Annotated in this window: 14 protein-coding genes; 3 read left to right on the forward strand and 11 right to left on the reverse strand. The window is 70.1% G+C overall.

Going from position 1 to position 13,142, the window contains the following annotated elements; genetic code table 11:
- Positions 1-213 precede the first annotated feature (213 nt).
- The 7 genes from ACWDEN_RS06195 to clpS all read right to left on the reverse strand — a co-directional run bounded on the left by ACWDEN_RS06195 (position 214) and on the right by clpS (position 5,055).
- Positions 214-1,164, reverse strand: a complete 951-nt coding sequence (locus ACWDEN_RS06195) for a PLP-dependent cysteine synthase family protein (protein WP_351619752.1) — start codon at positions 1,162-1,164, stop codon at positions 214-216.
- Between the two features lie 17 nt (positions 1,165-1,181).
- On the reverse strand, positions 1,182-1,460 hold the full coding sequence (locus ACWDEN_RS06200; RefSeq protein ID WP_351619755.1) for a MoaD/ThiS family protein: 279 nt from the start codon (positions 1,458-1,460) through the stop codon (positions 1,182-1,184).
- A 114-nt stretch (positions 1,461-1,574) separates the two neighbouring features.
- Positions 1,575-1,670, reverse strand: a complete 96-nt coding sequence (locus ACWDEN_RS06205; RefSeq protein WP_309550412.1) for a putative leader peptide — start codon at positions 1,668-1,670, stop codon at positions 1,575-1,577.
- 79 nt (positions 1,671-1,749) lie between these two features.
- Positions 1,750-2,172: a M67 family metallopeptidase gene (locus ACWDEN_RS06210; RefSeq protein ID WP_351619758.1), complete on the reverse strand. Its 423-nt coding sequence runs from the start codon at positions 2,170-2,172 to the stop codon at positions 1,750-1,752.
- Between the two features lie 134 nt (positions 2,173-2,306).
- Entirely contained in the window at positions 2,307-3,743 is a 1,437-nt protein-coding gene (locus tag ACWDEN_RS06215) for an amino acid permease (protein ID WP_351619761.1), read from the reverse strand.
- 346 nt (positions 3,744-4,089) lie between these two features.
- The gene (locus tag ACWDEN_RS06220; RefSeq protein WP_351619763.1) at positions 4,090-4,695 is read right to left on the reverse strand and encodes a DUF2017 domain-containing protein; all 606 of its coding nucleotides are present in this window, start codon (positions 4,693-4,695) and stop codon (positions 4,090-4,092) included.
- A 42-nt stretch (positions 4,696-4,737) separates the two neighbouring features.
- On the reverse strand, positions 4,738-5,055 hold the full coding sequence (clpS, locus tag ACWDEN_RS06225; protein WP_351619766.1) for an ATP-dependent Clp protease adapter ClpS: 318 nt from the start codon (positions 5,053-5,055) through the stop codon (positions 4,738-4,740).
- 57 nt (positions 5,056-5,112) lie between these two features.
- Between clpS and ACWDEN_RS06230 the strand changes: the two genes are divergently transcribed.
- On the forward strand, positions 5,113-6,459 hold the full coding sequence (locus ACWDEN_RS06230) for a nicotinate phosphoribosyltransferase (protein ID WP_450857553.1): 1,347 nt from the start codon (positions 5,113-5,115) through the stop codon (positions 6,457-6,459).
- 98 nt (positions 6,460-6,557) lie between these two features.
- The gene (locus ACWDEN_RS06235; RefSeq protein ID WP_351619772.1) at positions 6,558-7,151 is read left to right on the forward strand and encodes a nicotinamidase; all 594 of its coding nucleotides are present in this window, start codon (positions 6,558-6,560) and stop codon (positions 7,149-7,151) included.
- A gap of 3 nt (positions 7,152-7,154) precedes the next feature.
- Here ACWDEN_RS06235 and ACWDEN_RS06240 read toward each other — a convergent pair whose 3' ends face one another.
- A complete protein-coding gene (locus ACWDEN_RS06240; protein WP_228621922.1) occupies positions 7,155-7,475 on the reverse strand; it encodes a hypothetical protein in 321 nt (106 codons plus the stop codon).
- 121 nt (positions 7,476-7,596) lie between these two features.
- Positions 7,597-9,957: an immune inhibitor A domain-containing protein gene (locus tag ACWDEN_RS06245; RefSeq protein WP_450857556.1), complete on the reverse strand. Its 2,361-nt coding sequence runs from the start codon at positions 9,955-9,957 to the stop codon at positions 7,597-7,599.
- 282 nt (positions 9,958-10,239) lie between these two features.
- Here ACWDEN_RS06245 and ACWDEN_RS06250 point away from each other — a divergent pair, with 282 nt between their 5' ends.
- On the forward strand, positions 10,240-10,542 hold the full coding sequence (locus ACWDEN_RS06250) for a hypothetical protein (RefSeq protein WP_351619778.1): 303 nt from the start codon (positions 10,240-10,242) through the stop codon (positions 10,540-10,542).
- A 77-nt stretch (positions 10,543-10,619) separates the two neighbouring features.
- On the opposite strand, the gene ACWDEN_RS06255 is transcribed toward ACWDEN_RS06250, so the two are convergent.
- Complete coding sequence (locus ACWDEN_RS06255) at positions 10,620-11,405, reverse strand: RDD family protein (protein ID WP_351619780.1); 786 nt, start codon at positions 11,403-11,405, stop codon at positions 10,620-10,622.
- Between the two features lie 74 nt (positions 11,406-11,479).
- Positions 11,480-13,126: an RDD family protein gene (locus tag ACWDEN_RS06260; protein ID WP_450857558.1), complete on the reverse strand. Its 1,647-nt coding sequence runs from the start codon at positions 13,124-13,126 to the stop codon at positions 11,480-11,482.
- Positions 13,127-13,142: the final 16 nt, after the last annotated feature.

Below are 13,142 nucleotides of genomic sequence, written 5' to 3' on the forward strand. Positions count from 1 at the left end.
ACCGCGCAGTCATGAGCATGACACTCTCAGGCACCTGTCATCGCCTGGTGAGCGTGACATGACAGGGTGCGGGAGGGACGGTAGCTCTGCCCTGAGCACCACTGGCAGTGGTGAAAGAATTTCTTTGCCTTGCCATAGGAATGGCTTAGCCCCCTCATAGGAGGGGGCTGGTGACCGCTTGATCCGCGTTAATGCGGTGTTACGGAAACCGTGCTACGCCCAGAGCTGGCCCTGCAGCGTCTCGATGGCCTCCTCGGTGGTGGCCGCCGTGTAGACGCCGGTGGACAGGTACTTCCAGCCGCCGTCGGCCACGATGAAGACGATGTCGGCGGACTCCCCCGCCTTGACCGCCTTCCTGCCCACGCCGATCGCCGCGTGCAGGGCGGCGCCGGTCGAGACGCCCGCGAAGATGCCCTCCTGCTGCAGGAGTTCACGGGTGCGGGTGACCGCGTCGGCCGAGCCGACCGAGAAGCGGGTGGTGAGGACCGAGGCGTCGTACAGCTCGGGGACGAAGCCCTCGTCCAGGTTCCTGAGGCCGTACACCAGGTCGTCGTAACGCGGTTCGGCGGCGACGATCTGGACGCCCGGCCTGTGCTCGCGCAGGTAGCGGCCGACGCCCATCAGAGTGCCGGTGGTGCCGAGGCCGGCCACGAAGTGGGTGATCGAGGGGAGGTCGGCGAGGATCTCGGGACCCGTGGTGGCGTAGTGGGCGCCCGCGTTGTCCGGGTTGCCGTACTGGTAGAGCATCACCCAGTCGGGGTGCTCCGCGGCCAGCTCCTTGGCCACGCGTACGGCGGTGTTGGAGCCGCCGGCGGCCGGGGAGGAGATGATCTCGGCGCCCCACATGCCGAGCAGGTCCCGGCGCTCCTGCGAGGTGTTCTCCGGCATCACGCACACCATGCGGTAGCCCTTGAGCTTGGCGGCCATGGCGAGGGAGATGCCGGTGTTGCCCGAGGTGGGCTCCAGGACGGTGCAGCCCGGGGTGAGCCGGCCGTCCTTCTCCGCCTGCTCGATCATGTGCAGCGCGGGACGGTCCTTGACAGAGCCGGTGGGGTTGCGGTCCTCCAGCTTCGCCCAGATGCGGACGTCGGCGGACGGCGAGAGCCGCGGCAGGCGCACCAGAGGGGTGTTGCCCACCGCGGCCAGCGGGGAGTCGTAGCGCATCGCTGCTCAGCGACCGATCAGCGCATGCCGCCGGCGACGGCCGGCAGGATCGTCACGGTGTCGCCGTCCGACAGCTTGGTGTCGATGCCGTCGATGAAGCGCACGTCCTCGTCGTTCAGGTAGACGTTGACGAAGCGGCGCAGCTTGCCCTCGTCCACGATGCGGGCCTGGATGCCCGCGTGCCGGGTCTCGAGGTCGGCGAACAGCTCGGCGAGGGTGTTCCCGCTGCCCTCCACCGCCTTCTCACCGTCGGTGTACGTGCGGAGGATGGTCGGGATGCGGACCTCGATGGCCATGGTTGCGGGCTCCTGTCGGAAGGTGTGTGGTCTGGGGGCGCACGGCTGGGGGTCCCCCCAGGCGTTCAGCACTGGGGGAGCGCCGCGGCCACGGCCGTACGGCGGCAGGGAACGTCAACAGATGGCGCTGTTCAGCCTGCACAGGTCGACGTGCAGCCGCGCCACGAGCAGCGTGCCCGGCGCCTTCTCGCTCACGTCGTTCAGAACCATGGGGTCATCGTATCGATTCCCGGTCCGGGTTCCCGAGTGTGATCTCGCATGCTGGATGAATTCCGGCCGGATCGCGAGATCAGTACGCCTCTACGATCCTGACCTCCTCCTCCGTGACCTCGCCTTCCACGATCCGGAACGAGCGGAACTGGAAGTCGCCGAGGTCGTCGGTGTCGCGGGTGGAGACCAGGACGTAGTGGGCGCCGGGCTCGTTGGCGTAGGAGATGTCGGTGCGCGAGGGGTAGGCCTCGGTGGCGGTGTGGGAGTGGTAGATGACCACCGGGTCCTCGTCGCGGTCGTCCAGCTCGCGGTAGAGCCTCAGCAGGTCGCCCGAGTCGAACTCGTAGAAGGTCGGCGACATCGCCGCGTTCAGCATCGGGATGAAGCGCTCGGGGCGGTCCGAGCCCGCCGGGCCGGCCACGACGCCGCACGCCTCGTCGGGGTGGTCCTTGCGCGCGTGGGCGACGATCTGGTCGACGAGGGCCTGGGTGATGGTCAGCATGCCGTCAGGATAAGCAGAAGGGCCGTTCCGTACCGAGGGTTGGTACGGAACGGCCCATATGCCGGACGTCCTGAGCGGCAGCCGCAGCGGGGCACCACGAGAGCCCCGTGCGGCTGGACGTCCCGGAGGGATGGTCAGCGCTTGCGGAAGGCCGCGGCCCCCGGGTTGCGGCGCCGGAGCACCCAGTAGGAGACGCCGAGGATCGCGGCCCACAGCGGTGCACAGTAAAGCGAGACCCGGGCGTCCTTGTCGATGCCCATGAGCACGATCACCATGAAGATGAACGCCAGCGCGAAGATGCTCGTGTACGGCGCTCCCGGCGCGCGGAACTCGCTCTGCGGCAGCAGCCCGACCCTTGCCCTGGCCCGGTACCGGATCTGGCAGACCAGGATGACGATCCAGGCCCACATGCCGGAGATGGTCGCGAAGGACACCACGTAGTCGAACGCCTTGCCCGGCCACTGGTAGTTGATCCAGACACCGACCAGCATCAGCGCGGCGGAGAACGTCGTGCCGAACAGCGGGGTACCGCTGCGCGTCAGCCTGGTGAAGACCTTCGGGCCCTGGCTGTTGAGCGCCAGGTCGCGCAGCATGCGGCCGGTGGAGTACATGCCGGAGTTGCAGGAGGACAGCGCGGCGGTCAGGACGACGAAGTTCACGATGCCGGCGCCGACGGACAGGCCCATCTTCTGGAACGCCGCGACGAAGGGGCTCACGCCCGGGTGGAACTCGGTCCACGGCACGACCGACAGGATCATGATCAGCGCGCCGACGTAGAAGACGGCGATACGCCACGGCACGGTGTTGATCGCCTTCGGCAGCACCGTCCTGGGGTCCTTGGACTCGCCCGCCGTGACGCCGACCAGTTCGACGGCGAGGAAGGCGAACATGACCATCTGCAGGGTCATCAGCGTGTTGCCGACGCCGTGCGGGAAGAAGCCGCCGTCGTTCCACAGGTGACTGACCGAGGCGGTCTTCCCCGCGTCGGAGAAGCCGACCGTGAGGATGCCGGCGCAGATCAGGATCATGCCGATGATCGCGGTGACCTTGACCATGGAGAACCAGAACTCCAGCTCGCCGAAGAGCTTCACGGAGATCAGGTTGGCGCCGTACAGGACGATCGTGAAGATCAGGGACGACACCCACTGCGGGATGTCGAACCAGTACGTCATGTAGGCGGCCGCGGCCGTGACCTCGGTGATGCCGGTGACCACCCAGAACAGCCAGTACGTCCAGCCGGTGACGAAGCCCGCGAAGGGGCCGATGAACTCGCGCGCGTACTCCGAGAAGGAGCCCGACACCGGGCGGTACATCAGCAGTTCGCCGAGCGCGCGCATGATCAGGAAGATGACGAGGCCCGCGACGGCGTAGGCCAGGATCAGACTGGGGCCCGCCTTGGAAATGCCCTTGCCCGCGCCGAGGAACAGGCCGGTGCCGATGGCCCCGCCGATGGCGATCATCTGGATCTGGCGGGAACCGAGCCCGCGCTGATACCCCTCGCCGCCCTCGCCGTCCGCGGTCCGCGCGGCCTCTTCGCCGTCGCGATGCTGGTCGACCTGCGCTGAGGTCATGTGTGGTGCGCCTTTCTCCATGCCGACCCGGGCCTTCGTCGCGTCGGCCGCGGATCGGGTTTCGATCCCCCCGGATGGATGGAGCAGGGCGGGATTCGCGGTCCCGCCCCCTGCCTGGCCGACGGTCGTCGGCTCGGTGGCGCACCCGGCCGGACATGGGTGGTGTCGGCCGGGCGGTCGTGAAGATTTATCACGGCCGCAATATTGATCACGGAGAAGGGTTGTGACGCACCCCACAGGAAAAGACGGACAAAGACCCCTCGAATGCGGCAAACCAGGCCGCAACGGTGACGGGATCGTTATCCGGATTTGAGCGTCCGCTGAGCGAACACGAAAACGGTCGGGACTATGACATAAGGGTCGTCACCAGGGTCTCCTGGAGGCCGCCCAGCCACAGATAGGCCATCACCATCGGCTTGCGTGGGTCCTCGTCCGGGAGCCGGTAGAGCAGGTCGGTGTCGTCCTCGTCGGTGATCTCCAGCCGGGCACCGATCGCGAGCCGGAGATCGTTGAGGGCGCCCAGCCACCGCCGGGACTCCTCCGGCGACAGGTTCAGCACCGCCCCGCCCTCGTCCACCGGCGCCAGCGCGTCCAGGCTGCGGATCACCGCGAGCGCGTTCTCCCGCTTGCCGGCCCTCAGGTCGTTCTCGGTGTAGCGGCGGAACTCGGCCGAGTGGGCCCGCTGCTCCTCGGCCTGGGCGGGCGAGTCCGGGGCCTGCTCGGGGTCGCTGTAGGCGTCCGGGAAGAGCCTTCTGAGCACCGGATCGGCGGGCGGCTCGCTCGGACCCTCCGCGAACAGCTCGGCGAGCGGGTCCTTCGGGCTGTCGGCGCCCGGCCCGGGGCCGATGAGCTCCAGCAGCTGGACGGCCAGCGACCGGATGATGGAGATCTCGACGTCGTCGAGTGCGACGGCCGCGCCGCCGCCGGGGAGCGGTTCGAAATGTCCGGGCATGTAAATGGGTTCGCTACTTCCGGTCCTGCGGACGGGGGCGGGTCATTTCCGGTCCTGCTGAAGGGTGGCCCACAGACCGTAACCGTGCATCGCCTGCACGTCGCGTTCCATCTCCTCGCGCGTGCCACTGGAGACGACCGCCCGGCCCTTGTGGTGGACGTCGAGCATGAGCTTGGTGGCCTTGTCCTTGGAGTAGCCGAAGTACGACTGGAAGACGTACGTCACATAGCTCATGAGGTTGACCGGGTCGTTGTGCACGATCGTGACCCAGGGGACGTCGGGCTCGGGTACGGCGAAGACCTCCTCCGCCGACTCTGTGCGTTCGATCTCTAGGGGCGCGGGTGACGTCACAGTGCCCATGCTGCCACGGCGAGGAAAAATCGTCACACCGACGAAAAGGGAGTACGATCAGTTGCCATGAACACAGCGGACCTTCGGCTGCCGGTGGATGTTCCCTCGACGGCGCTCTTCACGGACCAGTACGAGCTGACGATGCTGCAGGCCGCCCTGAAGGCGGGTACGGCCGAACGGCGGAGCGTGTTCGAGGTCTTCACCAGGCGGCTGCCGGACGGGCGCCGCTACGGCGTGGTGGCGGGCACCGGGCGCGTGCTGGACGCGGTGGAGAACTTCCGCTTCGACGCGGACGTCCTCGGCTTCCTGCGCGAGCGGAAGATCGTCGACGAGCAGACCCTGGAGTGGCTCGCCGGCTACCGCTTCGCCGGGGACGTCTGGGGCTACCCCGAGGGCGAGGTCTACTTCCCCGGCTCGCCGGTCATGCGCGTCGAGGGCACCTTCGCCGAGTGCGTGCTGCTGGAGACGGTGATCCTCTCCATCCTCAACCACGACTCCGCGATCGCCGCGGCCGCCTCCCGGATGGCCTCCGCCGCGGGCGAGCGCCCGCTGATCGAGATGGGCGCCCGCCGCACTCACGAACTGGCCGCGGTCGCCGCCGCGCGCGCCGCGTACGTCGGCGGCTTCGCGACCACCTCCGACCTCGCGGCAGGCTTCCGCTACGGCATCCCGACGGTCGGCACCTCGGCCCACGCCTTCACCCTGCTCCACGACCGCGAGCGGGACGCCTTCCAGGCCCAGGTCGACACCCTCGGCCGGGGCACCACCCTGCTCGTGGACACCTACGACGTCGCCGAGGCCGTCCGCACGGCGGTGGAGGTGGCCGGCCCCGAGCTGGGCGCGGTCCGCATCGACTCCGGCGACCTGCTGCTCGTGGCGCACCGGGTGCGCCAGCAGCTGGACGAGCTGGGCGCCACGAACACCAAGATCGTGGTCACCTCCGACCTGGACGAATACGCGATCGCCTCGCTGGCCGCCGCCCCGGTGGACGCGTACGGCGTCGGCACCCAGCTGGTCACCGGCTCCGGGCACCCGACCGCCTCCATGGTCTACAAGCTGGTCGCCCGTGCCGAGACCGCCGACCCGAAGGCACCGCTCGTGCCGGTCGCGAAGAAGTCCAGCGGCGGCAAGACCTCCCTCGGGGGCCGCAAGTGGGCGGCCCGCCGGCTGGACGCGGACGGGGTGGCCGAGGCCGAGGTCGTGGGCACCGGCGCGGTACCGGCGGAGCTCGCCGACCACCGGCTGCTGGTCCAGCTGATCAAGAGCGGGGACGTCGTCGCCCGCGAACCCCTGGACGTGCCCCGGGACCGCCATATCGCCGCCCGCGCGAACCTTCCCCTCTCCGCCACCCAGCTCTCCCGAGGGGAACCCGTCCTTCCGACGGAGTACGTCCAGGGGCCCTCGGGTAGCTAAAGCGGGACCGCCGCCCGTCCACGCCCCACGCCCCCTCCCCTACGGGGCCGTAAGTCTCTAGGCTCAGTTACTTGGACCTCAGTCGAAGGACACCCACCATGCGCCGCGCCTTGATCGTCGTAGATGTGCAGAACGACTTCTGCGAGGGGGGCAGCCTCGCGGTGGCCGGAGGTGCGGACGTCGCCGCCGCCGTCACCGAGCTGATCGGCCAGGCGGCGGGCACCGGATACCGCCATGTGGTGGCCACCCGGGACCACCACATCGCGCCCGGCGGCCACTTCGCCGACAACCCCGACTTCGCCCACTCCTGGCCCGCGCACTGTGTCGCGGGCACGGAGGGGGTGGGCTTCCACCCCAACTTCGCCCCCGCCGTCGCCTCCGGCGCGGTCGACGCGGTCTTCTCCAAGGGGGAGTACTCGGCGGCCTACAGCGGCTTCGAGGGCAAGGAGGAGAACGGCACCTCCCTGGCCGACTGGCTCCGCGCCCGCCACATCGACGAGGTCGACGTGGTCGGCATAGCCACGGACCACTGCGTGCGCGCCACCGCACTGGACGCGGTGCGGGAGGGCTTCCGCACCCAGGTCCTGCTGGACCTCACGGCCGGGGTGGCTCCGGAGACGACGGAGAGGGCCCTGGAGGAGATGCGGGAGGCGGGGGTGGAGCTGACGGGCAAGCCCGTGGTCAGTGGCTAGAGATCACTGCACCACCGCTGACCTGCGAAGAAGTGCCCGGATGGGATGCCACAGCTCGTTCACGATGACACCGTTGTCGGCCGGTGCCGTGCGCCATATCAGGCCGTCCGGGTGGTGCAGTACGGCGGTGATCTCGTCCGGTGTGGGAGGCGCGGCGTTCCCCCGGAGGTAGATCGCACGCAACCCCAGGTTGCGGAGCCTGGTCAGGGCTCGGGCGCGGTTCTGGGCGTGCACCAGTACCCGCACCGCGGCGGAGCCGTAGGGCAGGTTCAGCGCCACCACGACCGTGCCGTTCGGCAGCTTGCAGAAGCCTCCAGCGGCCATGCGGTCACATCCCCGTTTCGGTCGGTGTCAATAAGCGATCCACAGCACGCACCTAAACACGATCGGCGGCGACCCGCCAAGGGGTTGCCGCCGATACGCGTCTGACCTGCGAAAATGCGAACTACTTCACCGCTGGACCAACCTTGAGCAAGATCGTCGAGCCGTTCTTGGCCTGCTTGACGATGGTGATCCTGGTGTTGGTGTCAGTGACCCTCACACCCCCCGTGGGGTTCGACGGGTCGTAGTAGGTGCCGGTGTGGTCGTCGAAGACCGGCACCCCCTTCGACGCCTTGATCACCGTCGCGACGTCGGCCTTGTTCAGGGTGATGCCGTCCGTGCCGTACAGGCTGAACGGGGAGTCGTAGGCCTGCATGCGGTTGCGCATCAGCGTGCCGTCGGACCACTTCAGGGCCGTCGGGTGCGAGTCGATCGGCAGGATCAGACCGGAACCCGGGTGGCCGTTGGCGCTGTTGGTGTTGTTGTCCGCCTCGGAGGTGTCCCACTTCCAGATCAACAGGCCGTTCTGGTACGGGTAGTGCTCCACCCAGCCCGGACGGGTCGTGGAGAAGCCGAAGTTGTACGGGCCCGTCCTCAGCGTCCTGTCGTACGACACGTACTGCCGGTTCTCGGCGATGTAGTACTGCTTGTAGTCCTTGGTGAAGGACGCGCCGATGCGGGAGAAGCCCGCCGCGGTCCAACCGGCGTCCTGCGTCTCGGCGTTGTCCGAGAAGAGCGGCGTGCCGTCGGCGGTCACGGTGATCTCGTCGGCCGTGAAGCCGTTCCCCGCGACACCGCTGTCCGTGGCGTAGCGGAAGCGCAGGTCGATCTTCCTGCCCGCGTAGGCGTCCAGCGAGTACGACAGCTTCTTGTGGGTCTGCGAGAAGCCGGTCAGCGCCGGCTTGCCGCTGCCGTCACGCCCGATGGCCCGACCGTCCGCCGTGCCGTCCAGGGCGGTCCAGTTGGCACCGCCGTCGGTCGACGCCTCGGTGTAGACGAAGTCGTAGCCGTCCTCGGTGGCCCACCAGCCGTCCAGGTCCAGCTTCGCCGAGGACCTGCCGGTGAGGTCGACGGACCGGGTGAGCGTGTTCTTCAGGTCGTTGCCGCTGCCGCTCCACCACTGGGCCCTGCCCTCGGCGGGCTGGGTGATCGTGGTGGTGACCGCCTTGTCCGGCAGGTTGACCACGAGGGCCTGCTTGTCCCAGGTGTTGTACTCGGCGACGCCCAGCTTGTGCGTGGACTGCGTACCGGCCTCGGCGGTGTCGTAGTTCAGCCAGCCGAGCTGCAGCTTGTCCCAGGCGTTCATGTCGCCGGGCAGGTCGCCGATGGACTCCCGGCCGGTGCCGAGCCAGGAGCCGGAGGACATCAGGGTCCAGAAACCGGTGGAGTTGTCGCCGCCGGCGGTGTCGTACTCGTCGGGCAGGCCGAGGTCGTGGCCGTACTCGTGGGCGAAGACGCCGAGGCCGCCGTTCTCCGGCTGGATGGTGTAGTCGCCGACCCAGATGCCGGTGTCGCCGACCTGGGCGCCGCCGAGCTTGTTGTCCGCCGGGCCGGTGGAGCCGGCGTCGGTGCCGAAGGCGTACCAGCGGTGGGCCCAGATCGCGTCCTTGCCCTGCGCGCCGCCGCCAGCGGACTCGTCCTCACCGGCGTGCACGATCTGGAAGTGGTCGATGTAGCCGTCGGGCTCGTTGAAGTTGCCGTCGTGGTCGTGGTCGTACCGGTCCCACTGGTCGTACTGGGCGAGGTCCTTCTTGATGTCCGCGTCGGTCCGGCCGGCCGCCTTCTGCTGGGCGACCCAGGCGTTCAGGCCGTCGCTGACCACGTTCCACACGCTCGGGCAGTTGGTCTGACCGCAGGCGTTGTTGCCGTAACGGGCCTCGTTGTACGGGACCTTGACCCAGTCCGTGACCTCGCCGTCCACCGAGTAGCGGCCCGAGGACTGCTTCTCGTAGTACTTCTTCAGCGACTCGGTCTTGTTGCGGGTGCCGAAGTAGAGGTCCTGGTAGTGCTTCTGGTTGTAGTCCTGCTGCCAGGCCGTGGAGTTGTCCTTCTTCCGGTCCGGCGCGGCGATGGTGTTGTGCAGCGGGCCGGCCGTGCCGCCGAACTTCGGGTCGGTCCTGTCCCCGAACTCCACCAGGATCGTGAAGATCCTGTCGGTCTTCTCGCGGCTCAGCTCGACGTACTTGCCCTTGCCTTTACGGCTCTTGAGCTGGACCACCTTGGAGCCGTCGCGCTCCTGCGCCGTGGCCTTCCCCGATATGAGCTGGTTCAGCGCCTCTTGGCGCTGGGCCGCCTGGGTCTTGCTGAGCGGGCCGTCGAGGTCGTGTGCCCGCTGGTTCACCGGGGCCGGGTCGTGCCGGCCTGTGGCCGCGGACCGGGTCGGGGTGCTCGCCTCCGCGACGGCGAAGGTGGCGAACGTGGCGGAGGCCGCGGCGAGCGTCACGCCGATCGCGGCCGCTCTGAACGTCCAGGATCTGCTGGTCACTTGAGTTCCTCCCCTGCGCCTGTTCGGCGCATGTCAAGTGACGACATTTGACTAGAGGTTTAGAAGAAAAGACAGATCTTGACTCGGCCACTTCCTCTGCACTATGCGCAGATGGCGTCCGCTTTACGGTTACCGTGCTTCCTGTGCGCCCCCCGTGCACCGGTACCGTGGGTTAGGTCACGCTTACCGGGGGTCCCCTTCGGGCATGCACGCGAAGAGAGTCGAATGGCACGCCCCGATCCCCCGAAGAATCCCCCGAAGAGTTCCGAGGACACGATTGCCATGCCTCGTCCGACTGCCGCACAGCTCGTTTACGGTTCGTGCACCGTGATCTTCTCGACGCTCGCCATGCTGCTGCTGTCCCAGACGAGTTCAGGCCTCGGGGTCACCGTCATCGCCCTCGCGGCGCTGGCCCTCGGGCTGCTCGTGGCGATGACGGTGCCGCTGCCGAAGGTCCGTACGACCGAGGCGACCACCGAGGCAGCCACCGACGCACCGGCCCAGGCACCGGCCGACGACCGGCCTGTGCGGGGGCGCGGCGCCGAACCCGCGCCCCAGGAGCAGCCGGTGTCCACCGCCCTGTGAACAGCGGGCACACGAAAGCGGCGGGTCCGTGACGGCGCGGACCCGCCGCTTTCGCATGGGCACCCAGGACGGTTCGCTCAACCGGTGCTGACCACCACCGTCCTGGCCGCCTTGTCGTGCAGCCCCTGCTTGTAGGGCTTGTCGAAGTAGCTCCAGCCGCCGCAGATCGCCGTCCAGATGCAGGCACAGCAGAAGGCGAACGGCACCCACAGCACCAGGGCGCGGATCAGGTTCGTCTGCACCGAGGGGGTGGCGCCGTTGTCCAGGTTCGCCACCCGCATGTTGAACCACTTCTTGCCGAGGGTCTGGCCGTACCGGGTCATCATGAACGTGTCGTACGCGACGTACAGCGCGACCGCGATGAAGGACTGTCCCACGGACTTGCCGACCTCGACGTGATCGCCGTTGACCTGGTACTCGCGCACTCCGAACGCCCAGGTGAGCAGCCAGACGACGATGCCGACCAGGATCATGTCGACGATCCGCGCGACCGTCCGCCTGGCGCTGTCGGCGAGCGGGGGCATGCCGGCGAGCGGGTCGGCGGGGTAGCCACCGGCACCCGCGCCGTAGGGGCCGGTGCCGTAGGGCCCGCCTCCGTGGGGGCCGCCGCCGTAGGGAGGGGGCTGGTCCCCGCCGTACGGGGGCGGTGGCTGGTCGCCGTACGGCGGCGGTGGCTCGCCGCTCCCGTACGGGGGTGGCTGGCCGCCGCCCGGGGGTTGCCCGCCGCCCGGCGGCGGCTTCTGCGCACCGCCGTACGGGGCGTCGTACGGCGAGCCCGGCCCCTGGTCCGACGGGGGCCGCTTCCTGAACGGGTCGTCCTCGGGGGGCTGCTCTCCGGAGCCGGGGGGCGGTTCGCTGCTCATGGCCCGAGTGGACCGCGAACGCCCCGGCTCCGCACCCGGCGGACGGCCGTACGGAGTACGGCCGTGCCCCGCGCTCAGCCCGCGACGAACGTGTGCGCCGCCTTGTCGTGCCAGCACTGGCGCCAGGGCCGGTCGAACAGGCACCACAGCACGCCCACGATCCCGATGCCGAGCAGCCCGGGCACGCTGTACACCAGCCAGCGGCGCAGCGCCGGGCCGAAGGTCGGAGGCTCGTGCGCCTCGATGTCCCGGACCTCCAGACCGAGCAGCTTCTTGCCCAGGGTGCGGCCCCACTTGGCGGTCGGCAGCACCTCGTACCCGACGCCGGCCAGCAGCAGCACGGCGAGCACGATGCCGAGGCTGGTGGCGGTCGTGCCGTCGAGCAGCCAGACGGTGACCTCGCGGCCGGACAGCCTGGCCGCGTCGATCTTCTGCTGGACATGGTCGAGGGCCTTGGTGCCGAGCGGTACCGCGGCGGCGGCCATCACGGCGCCCACGACCAGGGTGTCGATCAGCCGGGCGGCGCACCGCTTGCCGAGCCCGGCGGGACGGGCGGCGGCCTGCCGGCGCGCGGCGGCCTGGAACAGGTCCTCCACCGGCGGTTTCCACGGCGCCACGGGCTGCTCGTCCCCGCCGCCGGCCAGCTGGTGCACCTGCTGCGCCCAGGACGCCTGTCCGCCACCGGGCCCGCTGGTCACCGGGGTGACCGGGACTCCGCCCTGCGCCGGTACCGAGGGCGCGACGGCCGCCTGGGCGGGGGGTGCGGGCTGGGCCTGCGGTGCCTGCCCGGCGGCGGCACGGGCGGCGGCGGCCTTGCCGGCACCGAAACCGGGGCCTCCGGCCGGGGAGGCGGGGTTCGGGGAGGCAGCGGCGGGGTTCGCGGTGGGCGGGGTGGGAGCGCCGACGGGGCCCTGGGGGCCGAAGCCGCCGGGCGCCGGCCCCGCGCCGGAGGCGTGCGGGCCGAAACCGGCACCGGCGCCGGGGGTCTGCGGCCCGAAGCCGCCGGGCGCCGCGGGCGAACCGGCCGCACCCGCGTCGTGGCCGGCCGCGCCCGTGCCGGAGCCCGCCGGTCCCGTGTCGGACGCGGGCGTGGCGAAGCCGGGGCCCTGGGCCGCGCCGTGCGGTCCGAAGCCGGGACCTGCCCCGGCTTCGGCGCCGGAGGCCTGCGGGCCGGACCCGGGCTGCCCGCCCCGCCGGCTCTGGCCGGGCACCGGGCGGAACGTCATCGTGCCGTCGTCCCTCACGGCCGCGGGCCCCGGGACCGGCCGGCGGAAGATGAAGGTACCGCCGGGGTCCTGGTCGTCGCCCTCCCCCGGCGGTACCGAGGCCGTGCCGTCGGGGCGGCCTGCCTGGCCGCCCGGCCCGGCCGAACCCTCCGCGGGCACCCGGGGGTCGGCGCCCCAGGCGGTACGACCGTCGCCGTCACCGGCGGAACCGAACCGGCCCGCGGACCGGCCGGCACCACCGGCACCGGGCTGCCCGGAGGGAGCCGGGGCCGGGTCCTCGTCGAAGAAGTGCGGGCCCGTCTCCTCGACGGCCGGGGCCGCGGGACGGACACCGGGCGGCGCGGTGAGCCGTTCGCCGTCCTTCGGCGCCGGACGGCTGGTGCCGGGCACCCAGGAGGCGCCGTTCCAGTACCGGACGTATCCGGGGATGGACGGGTCCGGGTAGTAGCCCTCGCGGGGCGTGTCGTCACCTGGGGCCGGGGTTGGGGCGCTCATGTCCGTCGTCCCGTAT

This window comes from Streptomyces sp. NPDC001153 (genome assembly GCF_053598315.1).